Raw genomic sequence first — 18,235 nt, 5'->3', positions numbered from 1 at the left:
GGAAACGAAAAAGACCACGAGCAACCGCTAGCTCATGCAAAAAAAATTGGAACAATGAATTTCGCCAATAGAAATGATGCTTGAACAATTTCGGATTGCCTTGGCAAAACAATTCGAAAACCCAAAACAAAAACCCCTTGATCTCGGTGAAATCAAGGGGCTTCAGAATTTGGCGGAAAGGGTGGGATTCGAACCCACGGTACGGGGAAACCGTACGCCTGATTTCGAGTCAGGTACATTCGACCACTCTGCCACCTTTCCGGGTATTCCAACACGCTGCTGCTTCGTCGGATCCAAGCGGGTCGTTGCTTGGGAGAAAAAGATTATAAAACAGCTCGAATCAGTTTTCCAAGCCCCTCGACGAAAAAACTTCTAAATTTCTTCGAAAGACCTAGCTGCCGGCAACGGCACCGTCAAACACGCGACGATACCGCGCCTACGCACATGCCAGCGACACTCATCAAGCAGCCGGCACCTCCAGCCGCTCGATGCCGCCGAGGTAAGGCCGCAGTGCCGTGGGCACGGTCACCGAACCATCGGCGTTCTGGAAGTTCTCGAGCACCGCGACGAGCGTGCGACCCACCGCAAGACCCGAGCCGTTCAGCGTATGCACGAGCTCAGGCTTGCCCTGCGCGTTGCGGAAACGCGCCTGCATGCGTCGCGCCTGGAACGACTCGGTATTCGAGCAGCTCGAAATCTCGCGATACGTGTTCTGCGCGGGCAGCCACACTTCGAGGTCGTAGGTCTTCGCTGCGGAGAAGCCCATGTCGCCGGTGCACAGTGTGATCACGCGATACGGCAGTTCGAGCTTCTGCAGAATCGCCTCGGCATGGCCGACCATCTGCTCGAGCGCGTCGTACGATGCATCAGGAGCGACCACCTGCACCATCTCGACCTTGTCGAACTGATGCTGGCGAATCATGCCGCGCGTGTCGCGGCCGTACGAGCCCGCCTCCGAGCGGAAGCACGGCGAGTGCGCGGTCAGCTTGATCGGCAACGCGTCCGCATCGACGATGCTCTCACGCACCGTGTTGGTCAGCGAAATTTCCGAGGTCGAGATCAGGTACTGCGTGACCGTGCTTTCACCACCGCCCTTCTCGACGCGGAACATATCGTCGGCGAACTTCGGCAGCTGGCCGGTGCCGTACAGGATGTCCGGATTCACGATGTACGGCGTGTAGATCTCGGTATAGCCATGCTGCTGCGTGTGCGTATCGATCATGAACTGCGCGAGCGCGCGATGCAGCCGCGCAATCTGGCCGCGCAGCATCGTGAAGCGCGCGCCCGACAGCTTCGCGCCAGTCTCGAAGTCGAGGCCGAGCGGCGTGCCGACGTCGACGTGATCCTTGACCTCGAAGTCGAACTGTCGTGGCGTGCCCCAGCGACGCACTTCGACGTTATGGGCCTCGTCGTTGCCGACCGGCACGCTTTCGTGCGCGAGGTTCGGCACGCCGAGCAGCAGATCCGACAAACGCGTCTGGATGTCTTCGAGCTTGACCGCCGACGCTTTCATCTCATCGCCGATGCCGCTCACTTCGGCCATCACCGCCGACGTGTCTTCGCCACGCCCTTTCATCGCGCCGATCTGCTTCGACAGGCTGTTGCGGCGCGCCTGCAGTTCTTCGGTTCGGGTCTGGGTATCGCGGCGTTCCGCTTCGAGCGCGGTGAAGGCCGCGACGTCGAGGGTATAGCCGCGGTCGGCGAGGCGCTTGGCGACGCCGTCGAGGTCTTTGCGCAGCAACTGGATGTCGAGCATGGGATGGGACGGATGTTCGTTGTATGAAAACGCGATTTTAGCGCACCGGCACAGGCGAAACGCCTCAAGCCTTCTTCGGCTTGTTCTCGGCGCGCCATCGCGCATCGAGCTCGCCGAGGCGCGCGAGCTTTTCGCCGATCTTGCCTTCGAGACCACGCGGCGTCGGCTCGTACCAATGCGGCTCGCGCATGCCGTCCGGCAGATAGGTCTCGCCGGCCGCGTACGCATCGGGCTCGTCGTGCGCGTAGCGGTAGTCGTGGCCGTAGCCGAGCTCCTTCATCAGCTTCGTCGGCGCGTTGCGCAGATGCACCGGCACCGCGCGCGACTGGTCCTTGCCGACGAAGCGCCGCGCCTCGTTGTACGCGTTGTATCCGGCATTCGATTTCGGCGCGACCGCGAGATAGATGATCGCCTGCGCGAGCGCGAGCTCGCCTTCCGGCGAGCCGAGACGCTCGTAGGTTTCGGCGGCGTCGAGCGTGATGCGCGCGGCGCGCGGGTCCGCGAGGCCGATGTCTTCCCACGCCATGCGCACGATGCGACGCGCCAGATAGCGCGGGTCCGCGCCGCCGTCGAGCATTCGGCAGAACCAGTACAGCGCGCCGTCCGGGTTGCTACCGCGCACCGATTTATGCAGCGCGCTGATCTGGTCGTAGAACGCGTCGCCGCCCTTGTCGAAGCGGCGCAGATTTTCCGCGAGCGCGCTGCCCAATAACGCGCCATCGATTTCAGTGGTCTTCTGCTGGGCGGCCGCGCGCGCGACGATCTCGAGGTTGTTCAACAGCTTGCGGCCGTCGCCGTCGGCAGAGCCGATCAGCGCGGTGCGTGCTTCGTCGGTGAACGTGAGGCCGCCGAGCTCCTTCTGTGCGCGCTCGAGCAGCTCGCGCTGTTCGTCGTCGGTCAGGCTCTTCAGCACGTAGACGGCGGCGCGCGACAGCAACGCGCTATTGACCTCGAACGACGGATTCTCGGTCGTCGCGCCGACGAACACGAACAGGCCCGACTCGACGTGCGGCAAGAACGCGTCTTGCTGGCTCTTGTTGAAGCGATGCACTTCGTCGACGAACACCAGCGTCTGATGGCCGTTCGCGCGATGGATCTGCGCGGTCTCGACCGCCTCGCGGATATCCTTCACGCCCGACAGCACCGCGGACAACGCGATGAACTGCGCGTCGAACGCATCGGCCATCAGCCGCGCGAGCGTGGTCTTGCCGACGCCGGGCGGGCCCCACAGGATCATCGAATGGGCCTCGCCCGATTCGAACGCGACCCTGAGCGGCTTGTTCGGACCGAGCAGATGCGACTGGCCGATCACTTCGTCGATATTGCGTGGCCGCAGGCGTTCGGCGAGCGGAACATTGGCACGGGTTTCTTCAAACATGACGTTTTGGGGATAATCTCGGCTTTCCGGGTGCGCGCCGCTTCGGAGCGGCGCCGCGCGGCACAAGCGCAAAGCCCGCGCACGGCCGCAAGCAGAGGCAACAACGCGGGCAACGTCCTGCATTATGACAGTGACGGCGGCGGCGCGATGGCCGACCCGGCGCGCCGGCGGCGCAAATATTCACAGCGAAGAGCTTCACCGCACCACCAGGAGGAACACACATCAGATGGCTCAAGATTTTGTCGCCGGCGAAGCCGACTCTACCTACGCGCCGCTCACGCCGGTGCCCGACGCGCGCCGCGCGTTCCGTACCGGCGACGCGTTCGCGCTGTGGTTCTCGCTCGGCATCGGCCTGCTGGTCGCCCAGGCGGGCGCATTGCTCGTGCCGGGCTTGTCGCTACCGCATGCGCTCATCGCAATCGTGCTCGGCAGCGTGATCGGCGTCGTGCTGCTCGCGCTCGCGGGCGTGATCGGCACCGATACCGGGCTCGCGGCGATGTCGTCGCTGCGTCCGACGCTCGGCGTGCGCGGCGCGTCGGTGCCGGCCGTGCTGAACATGGTGCAACTGGTCGGCTGGGGCTCGTTCGAGGTGATCGTGATGCGCGATTCCGCCGATGCGCTCGCGAAACAGGCGTTCGGCCTGTCGATGCCGCTCGTGTGGACCGTGATCTTCGGCCTGCTCGCAACCTTGCTCGCGATCAGCGGCCCGCTGTCGTTCGTGCGGCGCTTTCTGCGCAAGTGGGGGATCTGGCTGCTGCTCGCGGGCGCCGCGTGGCTCACGTGGAACCTGCTCGCGCGCCACAATCTCGCGGACCTGATGCTGCGTCCCGGCACCGGCGACATGTCGTTCGGCGGTGCGCTCGACCTCGTGGTCGCGATGCCGCTGTCGTGGCTGCCGCTGATCGCCGACTACACGCGCTTCGGCCGCCGTGCTGGCGAGACGTTCCGCGGCACGCTGTACGGCTATGGCATCGCGAACATCTGGTTCTACGCGCTCGGCGCGGTCTATGGCCTCGCGGCCGGCGGCGGCGACGCATTGCTGACCGGCGCGCTCGCGCAAGCGGGCGGCGGATTCGCGCTGCTGCTGATCCTGATCGACGAAATCGACAATGCGTTCGCCGATATTCACTCGGCTGCGGTATCCACCGGCACGTTCTGGACGCGCGCCAGCGTGCCGTTGCTGTCGGCCGCGTTCGGCGCGCTCTGCACGCTGATCGCGCTGCTCGTGCCGATGGCGAAGTACCAAAACTTCCTGCTGCTGATCGGCTCGGTATTCGCGCCGCTGTTCGGCGTCGTGCTGATGGATCACTTCGTCGTGCGCAAGCGTCGCATCGATGCCGCGGTGCTCGCCGATGTGCGGGGCCGCTACGGCTTCTCGGGCGGCTGGCACCTGAGCGCGTTCGTCGCGTGGGCGATCGGCATCGCTTCGTACCAGGTGATCAATCAATGGCTGCCGAATCTCGGCGCGACGCTGCCGTCGCTCGCGATCGGCGCGGTGTGCTACTACGTGTTCGTATCGACCCGAAAGACCGCGTATGCGTGAGCGCGTTAGCCCGAGCGGTTGCATTAGACGCGGCTGCCAGAAAATAAAAAAGACCTGCAATGCAATTGCAGGTCTTTTTTATGACCTTGAAACCGCCAGCCGCGGTTCGCGCCGCCGGCTATTTTTTCGCGGTTTTGCGCCGACGCGATTCGACCTTTCGACACAGGTCCGTGAGCAGCCAGCGGGCGACGGTCTCGGGCCGGTTCGGCGCGTACGACGCAAATTTGCTCTCGTTCGCGAAATGGACAACGACGGTGCCCGTCATCACGCGATAAGTGCCGGCATAGTTCACGCCGTCCAGTTCCACGCTGAGTGCGTGGGTAGTTTCATATTCCGCGAAAGTCAAAGTAAGAGCGGTATCTCAAAAACGAGACATTATCGCTACGATTTTGCGGAAGTCCAAAAAGATATGCAATTCGTTGCATATTGAAATATTACCGACAGGTAATCATTGCGGTTTTTTGCCCGGCGTCCAAATAACGTGCACGTTATGTGCATGAAAATTCTCCGGCCTATTGCCGCTCAAAGGAAACCGACTGCGCATCGGAGAAACGTTCGAGGGCGCGATTGCCTTCCCGATGGGCTTCGGCCTTATCGATAAAGGTTTTTTCGCTGTATGCAACGACCTTGAAACCACTTCCGGCCGACCGCGGAACCGTGATTCCCCAATGCCATCCGCCCTCCTGTTCGAAGACATGGAGGGACGGGGCCAAGCATAACTCGTGTGAAGAAGACAATCTCATGACATGCCTCACCTTTCCAGACATTCGAAGCAACAACCAGCTTCGACCAGTTTAGGCGTTATTTTGTTGCGTCGCAGCAAAAAATTGTTAGAGAGTGCGGGCCCAATCCTGATCGGAGGGCGCTAACTCGAGCCGATCAGCGATGCCGGTCTTTACAGTCTCGCACTAAATCATTACGTCTGCCGCTACGATGAAATGAATTTCATCGCGACGCAGAGCGCGCATCTTAAGCAATCCACGCGCCGCATGCCCGCGCGAAATAAAAAAGCCGCGCTCGACAAGCGCGGCTTCGCCGGCGTTTGCGAAAGCGCCGCGCGTCGGCGCCCACCGCGTGGTTTATCCGTTGATCACATCCGCGCCCTTCGGCACCGTGAACTTGAATGCATCGGACGGCAGCTGCGGATTTTTCTGGATGTTCGAGAACGTCAGCAGCGTGACATTACCGAACACGTCGTGCAATTCCATCGCTTCGAGATTGCCGTCCTTGAAACCGATGCCGACCCGCTCGAACTGCGTGTCCTTCGCTTTCGGCGTCAGTTCGAGCCAGTCGATGCCGGCCTTCACGCCCGCGTCGCGCAGCGTGAAATTCTTGTCCAGGTCGTTGCTGCCGAACAGGATTGCCGCCGGACTCGCGCCGAGCGCGTTGCCGAGCGCGCGCACTGTCACCTGGTTTAGATCCTTGTCATAGACGAAGAGCTTGTCGCCGTCCGCCTGCAGCAATTGCGAGTAGGGCTTCTCGTATTGCCAGATGAACTTGCCGGGCCGCGCGAACATGAACGTGCCGCTCGACGTGGTCGGCTTGGTCGGGTTCGCGGTGGACAGCGCACCGCTCGCGCCCTGCGCCTTGCTCGGCGCGCGCACCTCCTGCTGCACGAAGGTTCCGCGCGCCGAATGGACCTGCGAGACGAATGCCTTCAGTTGCTCGGTGCCGCTCGCGAACGCGTGCGACGCGACGAGCAGCGACGCACCGATCGCGACACTGCCCGCGGCGCGCGCGATCCTGCGGGCGAGTTCGCCGAGGCCAACCGCTCGACGCTTTCGGGCGTCCTGCTGCGCGATTGCTTGCATAGGTTTTTCTCCCTTGATTGAATTCGGTGATGGGCTGCGCCGGGCCGATCCACTCGCTGAACATGAAGTGATTGGCGCAACGTCGAGCCATAACGGTGCGCACCACGGTGCGCGCGGCGGCGCACGCAATGGCCGCAAGCGGCGACCGCTATTCCGCTTCGCGCGCCGGCGCCAGAATCTCGCGATTGCCGTTCGACGACATCGCCGACACCACGCCCGAATTCTCCATCTGTTCGAGCAGACGCGCCGCCCGGTTGTAGCCGATGCGCAGGTGCCGCTGCACCAGTGAAATCGACGCGCGACGATTCTTCAGCACGACGTCGACTGCCTGATCGTATAACGGGTCCGACTCGCCTTCGGAGGACGCGGTTCCCGCCGAGCCTTCGTCGCCCTCGCCGCTCACGCCGCCTTCGAGAATGCCCTCGATATAGTTCGGCTCGCCCTGCTCCTTGAGCTTGTCGACGACGCGATGCACTTCTTCATCAGACACGAACGCGCCGTGCACACGCACCGGCAAACCCGTGCCCGGCGGCAGATACAGCATGTCGCCCATGCCGAGCAGCGACTCGGCGCCCTGCTGATCGAGAATCGTGCGCGAGTCGATTTTCGACGACACCTGGAACGCCATACGGGTCGGCACGTTGGCCTTGATCAGGCCGGTGATCACGTCGACCGACGGACGCTGTGTGGCGAGAATCAGATGGATGCCGGCCGCGCGCGCCTTCTGCGCGATCCGCGCGATCAGCTCTTCGACCTTCTTGCCGACGACCATCATCAGGTCGGCCAGTTCGTCGATGACGATCACGATGTTCGGCAAACGCGTCAGCGGTTCCGGATCGTCCGGCGTCAGGCTGAACGGATTCGGCAGCTTTTCTTCGCGCTTGGCCGCTTCGTCGATCTTGTTGTTGTAGCCGGCGAGGTTACGCACGCCGACCTTGCTCATCAGCTTGTAGCGGCGCTCCATTTCGGCGACCGCCCAGTTCAGCGCGTGGCCCGCCTGGCGCATGTCGGTGACGACCGGACACAGCAGATGCGGAATGCCTTCGTAGACACTCATTTCCAGCATCTTCGGATCGATCAGGATCATGCGCACCTGCTCGGCGCTCGCCTTGTACAGCAGCGACAGGATCATCGCGTTGATACCGACCGACTTGCCCGAACCGGTCGTGCCGGCGACGAGCAAATGCGGCATCTTCGCGAGATCCGCGCACACCGGCTTGCCGCCGATGTCCTTGCCGAGACCCATTGTGAGTGGTGACGCGGCATCCGCATACACGGTCGAGCCGAGAATTTCGGACAGGCTCACGGTCTGACGGCGCTGGTTCGGCAGCTCCAACGCCATGTAGTTCTTGCCCGGAATGGTTTCGACGACGCGGATCGACACGAGCGACAGCGAACGCGCGAGGTCCTTCGCGAGATTGACGATCTGACTGCCCTTCACACCCGTGGCCGGCTCGATTTCATAGCGCGTGACGACGGGCCCCGGATAGGCGGCAACCACGCTGACTTCGACGCCGAAGTCCTTCAGCTTCTTCTCGATCAGGCGCGACGTGAATTCGAGCGTGTCCGCGGAAATGGTTTCCTGCGCGGCGGGCGCGGGGTCGAGCAACGAGATGGGCGGCAGCGTCGAGTCGCCGGGCAGATCGGTGAAGAGCGGCACCTGGCGTTCCTTCTCGACACGCTCCGACTTCGCCGGCGTGGCGAGCGGCGGCACGATCACCACGGGCTCGTGCTCCTCGATGCGCACGCGGCCCTTCTCGACCTTGCCTTCGCGCTTCACGGCGGCCGCTTCACCGAGCTTGCGATCGAGCCCGGCCTCGCGGCGCAGCTTCGCGAACGTCACCGCGGAAATGATCGATTCGCCGACCTTCTCCGCGACCGACAGCCACGAAAAACGGAAGTACAGCGACAGCCCGATCCCGAGACCGAGCAGCAGCGCAAGCGTGCCGCCGGTGAAGCCGAGCGCATGCGAGATGCCACGCGCGACTGCCTCGCCGATCACGCCGCCGGGCGCGCGCGGCAACTGCACTCTCAGCGACCACATGCGCAGCGCCTCGAGGCCGTTGCACGACAGCAGCACGAGCATGAACGCGAAAGCATCCGCGAGCCAGCTGACGCCGCGCGGCGCGTCGTCGTCCTGCGGCTCTTCGTTGCGGGTGATGCGCTTGTAGTTCGCGGAGATGTGGCGGCCGAGCAGCACGATCCACCAGTAGGCGGACAGGCCGAACAGCAGCAGCAGGATGTCTGAAGTCCATGCGCCGACGCGGCCCGCCCAGTTCGAGATATGGTCGACCTGCGCGGCATGGGTCCAGCTCGGGTCGTGCCTGCTGTAGCTGACGAGGGACATCAGCAGGAACACGCCGAGGGCCACCTGCAGAATCCAGCGGATTTCGGTGAAGAGGCGCGACATGCGGTGCGGCAATGCCTGCGCGCTCGCGGTATAAGGAGCTTTTGCCATTGATCCTGTTTTGCCTGGGGTAGCCGGTTCAGGCTGAAACTGCCACCGGGAACGCGGCCCGAGCCTCGCCGCGCGCGGCTTCGGGCCCGATCCCGGCTACCGGGAACTTCGATCCGGGCTATTGTAAACGCTGTGTCCCGCGCGAGGCTGTAAATGACGGTAACTTCGCGGTTTGACCACAGATGCGTGCGCGACGCGCGCTGACTTCGTCGTATCGGGCCCCGTGCTCACAGCGCGCGCGCAAGCCGCCACGCTATCGCGGCGATGAGAAAGCTTGATGGCGCAGCCACGCGCCCCGCCCTTTATAATGCCGGTCTGATACCCATCTACAGTTTCAGTTCAAAAACGCACGGCTACGCAATGGCGAGCCGCGCGCCGTTCAAGGATTCGATCATGCCCGCAACTGCAACGAAACACGCCAAGGTTCTGATTCTCGGTTCCGGCCCCGCCGGCTATACGGCGGCGGTTTACGCGGCGCGCGCCAACCTCGCGCCGGTACTCGTCACCGGCCTCGCGCAAGGCGGCCAGCTGATGACTACGACCGACGTCGAAAACTGGCCCGCCGACGCCAACGGCGTGCAAGGCCCGGAACTGATGGCGCGCTTCCTCGAGCACGCCGAGCGCTTCAACACCGAAATCATCTTCGACCACATCCACACGGCGAAGCTCGATGAGAAGCCGATTCGCCTGATCGGCGATTCGGGCGAATACACGTGCGACTCGCTGATCATCTCGACGGGTGCATCGGCGCAATATCTCGGCCTGCCGTCGGAAGAGGCGTTCATGGGCAAGGGCGTGTCGGCCTGCGCGACCTGCGACGGCTTCTTCTACAAGCAGCAGCACGTCGCCGTGATCGGCGGCGGCAATACGGCCGTCGAAGAGGCGCTGTACCTCGCCGGCATTGCGAAGAAGGTCACCGTGATCCATCGCCGTGACAAGTTCCGCGCCGAGCCGATCCTGATCGACCGTCTGCTCGCGAAGGAGAAGGAAGGCGTCGTCGAGATCAAGTGGAACCATGTGCTCGAAGAAGTGACGGGCGACGATTCCGGCGTGACCGGCCTGCGCATCAAGCACACGCAGACTGGCGAAACCACCGACATCGCGTTGCAGGGCCTGTTCGTCGCGATCGGCCACAAGCCGAACACGGACATCTTCGAAGGCCAGCTCGAAATGAAGAACGGCTACATCATCACGAAGGGCGGCCTGAACGGTTTCGCGACCGCGACGAGCGTGCCGGGTGTCTTCGCCGCCGGCGACGTGCAGGACCATATCTATCGCCAGGCGATCACGAGCGCGGGCACCGGCTGTATGGCCGCGCTGGATGCACAGCGCTATCTCGAGACCATCAACGAGATGGCCGGCGAGCACGCGATGAGCGCCGAAGCGGACCGCTGATGCGCGGTGCGCCGCCATCGCGGCGGCGCGAAGTCGCGGCAACGGGCGCGACAGTAAAATGACGGTGGCGCGCAGCGCAACCGTCATTGGCTCACGAAGGCCGCGGCTGCAACGCCGGCGGCCTTTGTCGTTTTTGCCGCCTCAGTTCCGCACTACCCACCGACCTTTCCGCCTGTATTGCCGACATGCCGAAGAATCAGCCCCATCCGAACGAACCGAAACGTCCGCAAGCCGCCACCCGTCCCGCGCCCGCAACGGCTGCGCCCGCCGTCGCGCCGAAGCTCGATCGCGCGTCCGGGCTCGCCGGCCTCGGTGCGTTGCGTGATGCGTTGAAGGGTGACGCCGAGCGGCGCGCGCGCGAACAGGCGGCCGCGCGAGCGGCGCAGCGCGAAGCGGCCGCCGACGCCGATCTGTTCCGCCGCGAGATCGGCGAAGTCGCGCCGCTCGCGATTCCGCCACGCGCGACGCTCACGCGCAATCCCCCGCCGCCGCTGCCGGTGCAGACGCTGCTCGATGAAGAAGCGGTGCTGCACGAAGCGATCTCCGACGAGTTCGACCCTGAAGTCCTGCTCGAAACCGACGAAACGCTGTCGTATTGCCGCCCCGGCGTGAGCCGCGACGTCGTGCGCAAGCTGCGGCGGGGCGACTGGATCGTGCAGGCGCAGATCGACCTGCACGGCATGCGGCGCGAGGAAGCACGCGAGGCGCTCGCGGAATTCATCCGCGAATCGGTCAAGCGCGGCCTGCGCTGCCTGCGCGTGATTCACGGCAAGGGTTTGGGGTCGATCGGCAAGGAGCCGGTGCTGAAAGGCAAGGTGCGCGCCTGGCTCGTGCAGAAAGCCGAAGTGATCGCGTTCTGTCAGGCGCGCCCGCACGACGGCGGCGCCGGCGCGGTGGTCGTGCTGTTGCAGCCGGGGTCGTTGCCGCCGCATGGGGCAAACGTAAAGGTCTGACGTCGATTTTTACGACCGTCGTTCGTCGTGGGGTAAACGGCCAGCCTGGCCGTCGCGCGGTGGCTCTCGTCGCCACCGTGGATTCGTGCTGTGCAACCGTCAAAGGTGATCGCGATGCCCCTGAAGCTTTATGCCCACCCGTTCTCGTCGTACTGCCAGAAGGCCCTGACCGCGCTGTACGAAAACGGCACGCCGTTCGAGATGCGCGTGCTCGCATACGACGATCCGCAAATCATGGCCGAATTCGCCGCGCTGTGGCCGATCAAGCGCTTCCCGGTGCTCGTCGACGGCGGGCGCACGGTGGTCGAGGCAACCATCATCATCGAATACCTGGGCCTGCACTATCCGGGGCCTGTCGCGTTGTTGCCGGCCGACCCGCGCGCCGCGCTCGAGGTGCGCATGTTGGACCGCTTCTTCGACAACTACATTTCGACGCCGCAGCAAAAGGTCGTGTTCGATAGCCTGCGTCCCGAAGCCGAGCGCGACGCGCGTGGCGTCGCCGATGCGCGCGCGATGCTCGACACCGCTTATGCCTGGCTCAACCGCCACATGGCCGAGCGCGAATGGGCCGCCGGCGACAGCTTCAGCCTCGCCGACTGCGGCGCCGCCCCGTCTCTGTTCTACGCCGACTGGACGCATCCGATCGACCCCGCGTTCGCGCACGTGCGCGCGTACCGGCAGCGACTGCTCGCGCGGCCGTCGTTCGCCCGCGCGGTCGACGAGGCGCGGCCGTATCGGCCGCTATTCCCGCTGGGCGCGCCGGACCGGGATTGAGCCGCGAGCGGCGGGGGCTGATTCACGCGAACGAGGCACGGCAGACAACCTGATTTCGTGGCTGTAGACTTCGTGTCGTGTCGCAAACCTGCCCCGCCCTTCTTTTGGCTCATCACCGACAAGGCACACCATGGACCGTTTCGAAGCGATGGAGATCTTCACGCGCGTGGTCGAAGCGAAGAGCTTCACCAAGGTTTCGGAATCGCTCGATCTGCCGCGCGCGAAGGTCAGCCGCACGATCCAGGCGCTCGAGGAACACGTCGGCGTGCGGCTCCTGAACCGCTCGACGCGTCAGGTCAGCGTGACCGAAGACGGCGCATCGTTCTACGAGCGCTGCGTGCGCATTCTCGCCGACGTCGCCGATGCCGAGTCGTCGCTATCGAACAAGCGTGAGAATCCGGCCGGCACGATCCGGGTCGACACGTCCGGCACGCTCGCGCGCTCGCTGCTGCTGCCCGCGCTCGACGACTTCTACGAACAATACCCCGCGATCGACGTGCGTCTCGGTCTGGCGGATCGCAACATCGATCTGATCCAGGACGGCGTCGATTGCGTGATCCGCATGGGCACGCCCGAAGAGTCGAGCCTCGTCGCGAAGCGCATCGGGCTTGCGCGCATCGTCACATGCGCGTCGCCCGCGTATCTGCAGAAGTTCGGCACGCCGATCACGCTTGCCGACCTCGGCGAGCATCGCGCGGTCAACTACGTGTCCGCGCGCAGCGGCCGTACCTTCCCGTTCGAATTCGAAGTGGACGGCGAAATCGAGCGCGTCGCGATGGACAGCACGCTCGCCGTCAACGACGGCTCGGTCTACATCACCGCGGGCGTGCTGGGCCACGGCATCATCCAGCCGTCGCGCTTCATGGTCGCCGAGCTGATCGAGCAAGGCGCGCTCACGGAGATTCTCGGCAACTACACGAGCCCCGGCACACCGCTGTCGATCCTCTATGCGCACCGCCGCAATCTGAGTTCGCGGCTGCGCGCGTTCATCGATTGGGTCGTCGAGCTCGCGCGCAGTAATCCTGATCTGCGGTTGCCAGAGTCGGCGTAACGGCTGCAAAAACAAAGCCCCATGCGTAGCTGAACGCATGGGGCTTTTCTGAAGCGACGTCTTTAGCGCGTATGCGACTACTTACGCGATCCGCTCTTCATTCGCGGGATCGAACAACACCGCCTTCGACGTATCGAACAGCAGCGTCGCGTTCTTCTCCGGTTGCGGGTTCGACGCGGGGTGCACCCGGCTCACGATGCGCTTGCCGTTGACCTGCGCGAACACCAGCGTGTCCGGACCGGTCGGCTCGATCACATCGACCTTCACTTCGACCGGCTGCAGCTTCGAGTCGTCGCCGTGCGCGCTGCGCGCATCGGTGATGCGCTCCGGACGCAGACCGAGAATCACGTTGTTGCCGACGTGCGAGCGCACCTTCGCCGAATCGAACGGCAGCACCAGCACCTTGCGCGCGATGCCCGTATCGAGTTCGATGCCGACGCCCGAGCCCTGCTCGACCAGCTTACCTTCGATGAAGTTCATCGGCGGCGCGCCGATGAAGCCCGCGACGAACAGATTCGACGGCGAGTCGTAGATTTCCTGCGGCGCGCCGAACTGCTGGACGATGCCGTCCTTCATCACCGCGATGCGGTCGCCGAGCGTCATCGCTTCGATCTGGTCGTGCGTCACGTAGACGATCGTCGTGCCGAGGCGCTGATGCAGCAGCTTGATTTCCGAGCGCATCTCGATACGCAGCTTCGCGTCGAGATTCGACAGCGGCTCGTCGAACAGGAACATCACCGGATCGCGCGCGAGCGCGCGGCCCATCGCGACGCGCTGACGCTGGCCGCCCGACAGCTGGCCCGGCTTGCGGTCGAGCAGATGCTTGATCTGCAGCGTGTTCGACACGCGCTCGACGATCTGCGTCTGCTCCTGCTTCGGCACCTTGCGGATGTTCAGGCCGAATGAGATGTTGTCGCGCACCGTCATCGACGGATACAGCGCGTACGACTGGAACACCATCGCGATGTCGCGATCTTTCGGCGACAGGTTGTTGACGGTCTTGCCGTCGATCTGGATCTCGCCCTTGGTCACGGTTTCGAGACCGGCAATCATGTTGAGCAGCGTCGACTTACCGCAGCCCGAGCCGCCGACCAGAATCAGGAACTGGCCGTCTTCGATGTCGATGTTGACACCCTTCAGAACCGGCACCCCGTTCGGGTAGGTCTTGTACACGTCACGGATGGAAAGGCTTGCCATGCTGTGAATCCTCTTGTCTCTGATACTGCCTGAAAACGTCTGTCTGACGGCGGCGCCCGATCAGTCGCGCTGATTCGCCGAAGCGCCGCCGCGCTCGCAGGGGTACGCCCCCCGGTTAAGCTGGTTAGCCCTTCACCGCGCCCGCGGTCAGGCCGCGCACGAAGTAACGTCCGGCGATGATGTAGACGAGCAGCGTGGGCAGCGCCGCGATGATCGCGCCGGCCATGTCCACGTTGTATTCCTTCACGCCGGTCGAGGTGTTCACGAGATTGTTCAGCGCCACGGTGATCGGCATCGAATCGACGCCGGAGAACACGATACCGAACAGGAAGTCGTTCCAGATCTGCGTGAATTGCCAGATCAGGCACACCATGAAGATCGGCAGCGACACCGGCAGCAGGATCTTCGTGAAGATCGTGAAAAAACCCGCGCCGTCGATACGCGCAGCCTTCACGAGTTCAGCCGGCACGCTCACGTAGAAGTTGCGGAAGAACATCGTCGTGAACGCGATACCGTAGATCACGTGCACGAGCACGAGGCCGCTCGTCGTGTTCGACAGGCCGAGCATGCCCTCGAGCCGCGCCATCGGCAGCAGGATCGCCTGGAACGGAATGAAGCAGCCGACCAGCAGCATCGTGAAAATCGGATCGGCGCCGCGGAACCGCCAGTGCGTGAGCACATAGCCGTTGAACGCGCCGATGATCGATGAGATCAGCACGGCAGGAATCACCATGCGCACCGAGTTCATGAAGAACGGCTGCATGCCGTCGCAACGCACGCCCGTACACGCGCCGCTCCACGCCTTGATCCATGGCGCGAAGCTCCAGCTCGTCGGCGGCGTCAGCAGGTTGCCGGTGCGCAGCTGGTCGATGTCCTTGAACGACGTCGACAGCATCACGTACAGCGGGAACAGGAAGTACACGGCGAACAGAACCAGGGCCGCGTAAATGACGGCACGGCTAATCGTCATCTTAGGCTGCATTGCGGGTGCTCCTCGATTCCAGGTACATCAGCGGCACGAGCACGGCCACCACGGTGGCGAGCATCATGATCGACGATGCCGCGCCGACGCCGAGCTGCCCGCGATTGAACGAAAACGTGTACATGAAGATGGCCGGCAGCGACGACGACGTGCCCGGACCGCCGGCGGTCAGCGCGACGACCAGGTCGAACGTCTTGATGGTGATGTGGCAAAGAATCAGCAGCACGGAGAAGAACACCGGCCGCATGCTCGGAATCACGATCTTGCGGTAGATGGTCGGCAGGCCCGCGCCGTCCATCTGCGCGGCCTTGAAGATTTCACTGTCGACGCCGCGCAAACCGGCGAGGAACAGCGCCATCACGAAGCCGGTGGACTGCCAGACCGCCGCGATCACGATACAGAAGATCGCCCGGTCAGGGTCGCCGAGCCAGTTGAACTCGAAGCTCGTCCAGCCCCAGTCGTGAAACACCTTCTCGATGCCGATGCCCGGCGACAGAATCCATTGCCACGCGGTGCCGGTCACGATGAACGACAGCGCCATCGGATACAGGAACACGGCGCGCAGCGCGCCTTCGTTGCGGATCTGCTGATCGAGCAGGATCGCGAGCAACAGACCCAGACCGATGCAGATACCGATGAACGGAATGCCGAACCAGCCGAGGTTCTCGGCCGAAGTCCAGAACACGTCGTTCTGGAACAGCTCGCGATAGCGGTCGAGACCCGCGAATTCCCAACGAGGCATCAGCCGCGAAGTAGACAGCGACAGATAGCCGGTGATTGCGATAAAGCCATACACGAAGATCAGGCTGATCACGACGCTGGGTGCCAGCACCAGCTTCGGAATATAGCGATCGGCAAGGGCCGCCATGGGCGACGTGCGGCGGGTGACGGTGGCCGTTTTCCCGTTCCCGCTGATGGAAGCAGTCACTACTCGACTCCTGCTGAAACTGTACCGCCGGGCTGCCCGTGCGCGCATGGCGCGGGACCGCGACGGCCTGGGTGTGACTCCATGAAACCCGGGTAAGCCGCGTTGTGCCGGACTGCGCTGCGAACCAAAGCAGATTAGGTCCGACCCGACACGGCCCGAAGGGCGCGCCCGGCGCTTCAGATGCAAGCGGCCGGGCGCAGCGCTTCGTACTTGCGCTTACTTGGTCTTCGCCGCCTTCGCGAGAGCCTGAACCGCGGTCTTCGAATCTTGCTGCGAGTTCATGAACTTCGTGACGACGTCGGAGATCGCGCCTGCAGCGGCATCCGGCTGAGCCATGCCGTGAGCGAGCGACGGCACATAACCGCCGGCCTTGATGGCGATCTGCTCATCCGCGTACGACTTCTTCGCGCAGTCGTCGAACTTGTCCATCGGCACGCCGAGACGCACCGGGATCGAGCCCTTGTACAGGCTGAACTGCTCCTGGAACTCCGGCGACATGATCGTCTTCGCGAGGGAGAGCTGACCCGGCGTCGCGGCCTTCTGACCCTTCTGCTGGAAGAACACGAACGAGTCGACGTTGAAGGTATAGGCCTTGTCCGTTTGCGGCACCACCGCGCAGATGTAGTCCGTGCCCGACTTCTTGCCGGCGTTGGTGAACTCGCCCTTCGCCCAGTCGCCCATGAACTGCATGCCGGCCTTGCCGTTGATGACCATCGCCGTGGCGAGGTTCCAGTCACGGCCCGTGCGGCCCGCGTCGAAGTAGCCCTGGATCTTGCGGACCGTGTCGAACACCTGAACCATCTTCTCCGAAGTCAGCGTCTTCTCGTCGAGGTCGACGAGCGCCTTCTTGTAGAAGTCCGCGCCTTCCGAGAGCACCACGTCTTCCCACAGCGTCAGGTCTTGCCACGGCTGGCCGCCCATCGCGATCGGCTGGATGCCCGCGGCCTTCATCTTGTCGGCCACCGCGAAGAACTCAGGCCACGTGGTCGGCACCTTGCCGCCTGCCTTGTCCAGTGCGGCCTTGTTGATATACAGCCAGTTCACGCGATGCACCGAGAACGGCGCGCCGACATAGTGGCCGTCCGCTTGCATGATCTTGTCGATTTGCGGCGGCAGGTTCTTCTTCCAGTCGCCCGCGACCGAGTCGATCGGCACCAGCACGCCCTGCGAAGCCCAGTCCTGGATCAGGGGACCCTTGATCTGCGCGGCGCTCGGCGCGTTGCCCGAGATCACCTGCGTCTTCAGTGCCGTCATCGCAGCCGCGCCAGCGCCGCCTGCGACTGCGAAATCCTTCCACGTGTAGCCCTGCTTCGTCATGTCGTCCTTGAGGACGCCGACGGCCCTGGATTCGCCGCCCGAAGTCCACCAGTGCAGCACTTCGATCGACTCGGCGGCCTGCACGGCCGACACGCCACACATCAGACCCGCAGCGCACAGAGCGCCCATGATCGCGCGAAATTTCATTGCTTATCTCCTCCAGACACCTGAACAAAAAAACGAATGGCCCCTGATGTCGCCAGGGTGCTGTGGTTGGTTCAAACAGGCAAAACACCGGGCGATCGAGCATGGTCGGGCGCATGCGCGAGGGCATGTGCCGGCGGACCGATGTCCGGCCGCTGGACGCTCAAGAGGTGAGTGGTTCGGGATGCAACTGACTGTCTCCTCTTTTGATTTTTGCCTGCCCGCATCGCGCGGCAGACTCGAGGCACCTCATACACCAATCCGACGCCAGCCTGACGTCGGCCACGGGAACGACCCCGCAAGCCCGTCGACTCCCCGACTTCCCCTAAGGTCCGCCGGCACCCTGCTGGCGCGTACCGGAAAGCGTTGCCCCATTGTCCGTTAGCATGCCGGGGACGCCCGCCGATTCGCAAAAAGCGTGCATTTCGTCTGCACAGCGCACGCTTTTTTCTTCGAATTAACGCTACCTCTTGATTTGGATTGTAGTTAAACTACAATTCAGTGTCAAAAAATATTTTATCGGACTACGGTCGCTTTTCCGGTTCGCT

General features: G+C 63.5%; 15 protein-coding genes and 1 tRNA gene. 6 read left to right on the top strand and 10 right to left on the bottom strand.

All coding sequences use genetic code 11. The features are described 5' to 3' along the window. Positions 1-170: 170 nt before the first annotated feature. From BC1002_RS03735 to BC1002_RS03725, 3 genes are all read right to left on the bottom strand, one after another. Positions 171-261, bottom strand: a tRNA-Ser gene (locus BC1002_RS03735). 199 nt (positions 262-460) lie between these two features. After that, positions 461-1,756: a serine--tRNA ligase gene (serS, locus tag BC1002_RS03730; protein ID WP_013088744.1), complete on the bottom strand. Its 1,296-nt coding sequence runs from the start codon at positions 1,754-1,756 to the stop codon at positions 461-463. A gap of 64 nt (positions 1,757-1,820) precedes the next feature. Beyond that, a complete protein-coding gene (locus BC1002_RS03725; RefSeq protein WP_013088743.1) occupies positions 1,821-3,134 on the bottom strand; it encodes a replication-associated recombination protein A in 1,314 nt (437 codons plus the stop codon). A gap of 226 nt (positions 3,135-3,360) precedes the next feature. On the opposite strand from BC1002_RS03725, the gene cytX reads away from it, so the two are divergent. Together cytX and BC1002_RS37595 are read left to right on the top strand one after the other, a co-directional pair. Further along, positions 3,361-4,677, top strand: a complete 1,317-nt coding sequence (gene cytX / locus BC1002_RS03720; RefSeq protein WP_013088742.1) for a putative hydroxymethylpyrimidine transporter CytX — start codon at positions 3,361-3,363, stop codon at positions 4,675-4,677. Next, positions 4,670-5,107, top strand: a complete 438-nt coding sequence (locus tag BC1002_RS37595) for a hypothetical protein (RefSeq protein ID WP_157874644.1) — start codon at positions 4,670-4,672, stop codon at positions 5,105-5,107. The genes cytX and BC1002_RS37595 overlap by 8 nt, the downstream gene beginning before the upstream one ends. 82 nt (positions 5,108-5,189) lie before the next feature. On the opposite strand, the gene BC1002_RS36040 is transcribed toward BC1002_RS37595, so the two are convergent. From BC1002_RS36040 to BC1002_RS03705, 3 genes are all read right to left on the bottom strand, one after another. After that, the gene (locus BC1002_RS36040; protein WP_013088740.1) at positions 5,190-5,420 is read right to left on the bottom strand and encodes a hypothetical protein; all 231 of its coding nucleotides are present in this window, start codon (positions 5,418-5,420) and stop codon (positions 5,190-5,192) included. A 336-nt stretch (positions 5,421-5,756) separates the two neighbouring features. Next, positions 5,757-6,488 carry an outer membrane lipoprotein chaperone LolA gene (gene lolA / locus BC1002_RS03710; protein WP_013088739.1) on the bottom strand — a complete coding sequence of 244 codons (732 nt, stop codon included), beginning with the start codon at positions 6,486-6,488 and terminating at the stop codon, positions 5,757-5,759. Between the two features lie 148 nt (positions 6,489-6,636). Next, entirely contained in the window at positions 6,637-8,946 is a 2,310-nt protein-coding gene (locus BC1002_RS03705) for a DNA translocase FtsK (protein ID WP_013088738.1), read from the bottom strand. 393 nt (positions 8,947-9,339) lie between these two features. On the opposite strand from BC1002_RS03705, the gene trxB reads away from it, so the two are divergent. From trxB to BC1002_RS03685, 4 genes are all read left to right on the top strand, one after another. Beyond that, a complete protein-coding gene (trxB, locus tag BC1002_RS03700) occupies positions 9,340-10,341 on the top strand; it encodes a thioredoxin-disulfide reductase (protein ID WP_026227962.1) in 1,002 nt (333 codons plus the stop codon). Positions 10,342-10,526: 185 nt separating this feature from the next. Then, positions 10,527-11,294, top strand: coding sequence for a Smr/MutS family protein (locus BC1002_RS03695; RefSeq protein ID WP_013088736.1), 768 nt, complete (start codon positions 10,527-10,529; stop codon positions 11,292-11,294). A gap of 114 nt (positions 11,295-11,408) precedes the next feature. Continuing rightward, positions 11,409-12,068 carry a glutathione S-transferase family protein gene (locus BC1002_RS03690; protein WP_013088735.1) on the top strand — a complete coding sequence of 220 codons (660 nt, stop codon included), beginning with the start codon at positions 11,409-11,411 and terminating at the stop codon, positions 12,066-12,068. Positions 12,069-12,198: 130 nt separating this feature from the next. After that, positions 12,199-13,119, top strand: a complete 921-nt coding sequence (locus BC1002_RS03685) for a LysR family transcriptional regulator (RefSeq protein WP_013088734.1) — start codon at positions 12,199-12,201, stop codon at positions 13,117-13,119. Positions 13,120-13,200: 81 nt separating this feature from the next. On the opposite strand, the gene BC1002_RS03680 is transcribed toward BC1002_RS03685, so the two are convergent. The 4 genes from BC1002_RS03680 to BC1002_RS03665 all read right to left on the bottom strand — a co-directional run bounded on the left by BC1002_RS03680 (position 13,201) and on the right by BC1002_RS03665 (position 17,690). After that, positions 13,201-14,316 (bottom strand): ABC transporter ATP-binding protein, encoded by a 1,116-nt coding sequence (locus BC1002_RS03680; RefSeq protein ID WP_013088733.1) that lies wholly within the window; start codon positions 14,314-14,316, stop codon positions 13,201-13,203. Positions 14,317-14,440: 124 nt separating this feature from the next. Beyond that, the gene (locus BC1002_RS03675) at positions 14,441-15,298 is read right to left on the bottom strand and encodes a carbohydrate ABC transporter permease (protein WP_013088732.1); all 858 of its coding nucleotides are present in this window, start codon (positions 15,296-15,298) and stop codon (positions 14,441-14,443) included. Further along, entirely contained in the window at positions 15,288-16,226 is a 939-nt protein-coding gene (locus BC1002_RS03670) for a carbohydrate ABC transporter permease (protein ID WP_013088731.1), read from the bottom strand. Before BC1002_RS03670 ends, BC1002_RS03675 begins: the two co-directional genes overlap by 11 nt. 216 nt (positions 16,227-16,442) lie before the next feature. Then, complete coding sequence (locus BC1002_RS03665) at positions 16,443-17,690, bottom strand: ABC transporter substrate-binding protein (protein ID WP_013088730.1); 1,248 nt, start codon at positions 17,688-17,690, stop codon at positions 16,443-16,445. Between the last annotated feature and the right edge of the window lie 545 nt (positions 17,691-18,235).

The organism is Paraburkholderia atlantica (genome assembly GCF_000092885.1).
Lineage (GTDB): Bacteria > Pseudomonadota > Gammaproteobacteria > Burkholderiales > Burkholderiaceae > Paraburkholderia > Paraburkholderia atlantica.
The sequence above is the reverse complement of the archived record's forward strand: the minus strand, read 5'-3'. Positions and strand labels throughout refer to the sequence as shown.

What these genes read in the sequence shown, in the direction of transcription:
- serS (WP_013088744.1), bottom strand. Translation starts at nt 1,756, where the DNA reads ATGCTCGACATCCAGTTGCTGCGCAAAGACCTCGACGGCGTCGCCAAG.
- BC1002_RS03725 (WP_013088743.1), bottom strand. Translation starts at nt 3,134, where the DNA reads ATGTTTGAAGAAACCCGTGCCAATGTTCCGCTCGCCGAACGCCTGCGG.
- cytX (WP_013088742.1), top strand. Translation starts at nt 3,361, where the DNA reads ATGGCTCAAGATTTTGTCGCCGGCGAAGCCGACTCTACCTACGCGCCG.
- BC1002_RS37595 (WP_157874644.1), top strand. Translation starts at nt 4,670, where the DNA reads ATGCGTGAGCGCGTTAGCCCGAGCGGTTGCATTAGACGCGGCTGCCAG.
- BC1002_RS36040 (WP_013088740.1), bottom strand. Translation starts at nt 5,420, where the DNA reads ATGAGATTGTCTTCTTCACACGAGTTATGCTTGGCCCCGTCCCTCCAT.
- lolA (WP_013088739.1), bottom strand. Translation starts at nt 6,488, where the DNA reads ATGCAAGCAATCGCGCAGCAGGACGCCCGAAAGCGTCGAGCGGTTGGC.
- BC1002_RS03705 (WP_013088738.1), bottom strand. Translation starts at nt 8,946, where the DNA reads ATGGCAAAAGCTCCTTATACCGCGAGCGCGCAGGCATTGCCGCACCGC.
- trxB (WP_026227962.1), top strand. Translation starts at nt 9,340, where the DNA reads ATGCCCGCAACTGCAACGAAACACGCCAAGGTTCTGATTCTCGGTTCC.
- BC1002_RS03695 (WP_013088736.1), top strand. Translation starts at nt 10,527, where the DNA reads ATGCCGAAGAATCAGCCCCATCCGAACGAACCGAAACGTCCGCAAGCC.
- BC1002_RS03690 (WP_013088735.1), top strand. Translation starts at nt 11,409, where the DNA reads ATGCCCCTGAAGCTTTATGCCCACCCGTTCTCGTCGTACTGCCAGAAG.
- BC1002_RS03685 (WP_013088734.1), top strand. Translation starts at nt 12,199, where the DNA reads ATGGACCGTTTCGAAGCGATGGAGATCTTCACGCGCGTGGTCGAAGCG.
- BC1002_RS03680 (WP_013088733.1), bottom strand. Translation starts at nt 14,316, where the DNA reads ATGGCAAGCCTTTCCATCCGTGACGTGTACAAGACCTACCCGAACGGG.
- BC1002_RS03675 (WP_013088732.1), bottom strand. Translation starts at nt 15,298, where the DNA reads ATGCAGCCTAAGATGACGATTAGCCGTGCCGTCATTTACGCGGCCCTG.
- BC1002_RS03665 (WP_013088730.1), bottom strand. Translation starts at nt 17,690, where the DNA reads ATGAAATTTCGCGCGATCATGGGCGCTCTGTGCGCTGCGGGTCTGATG.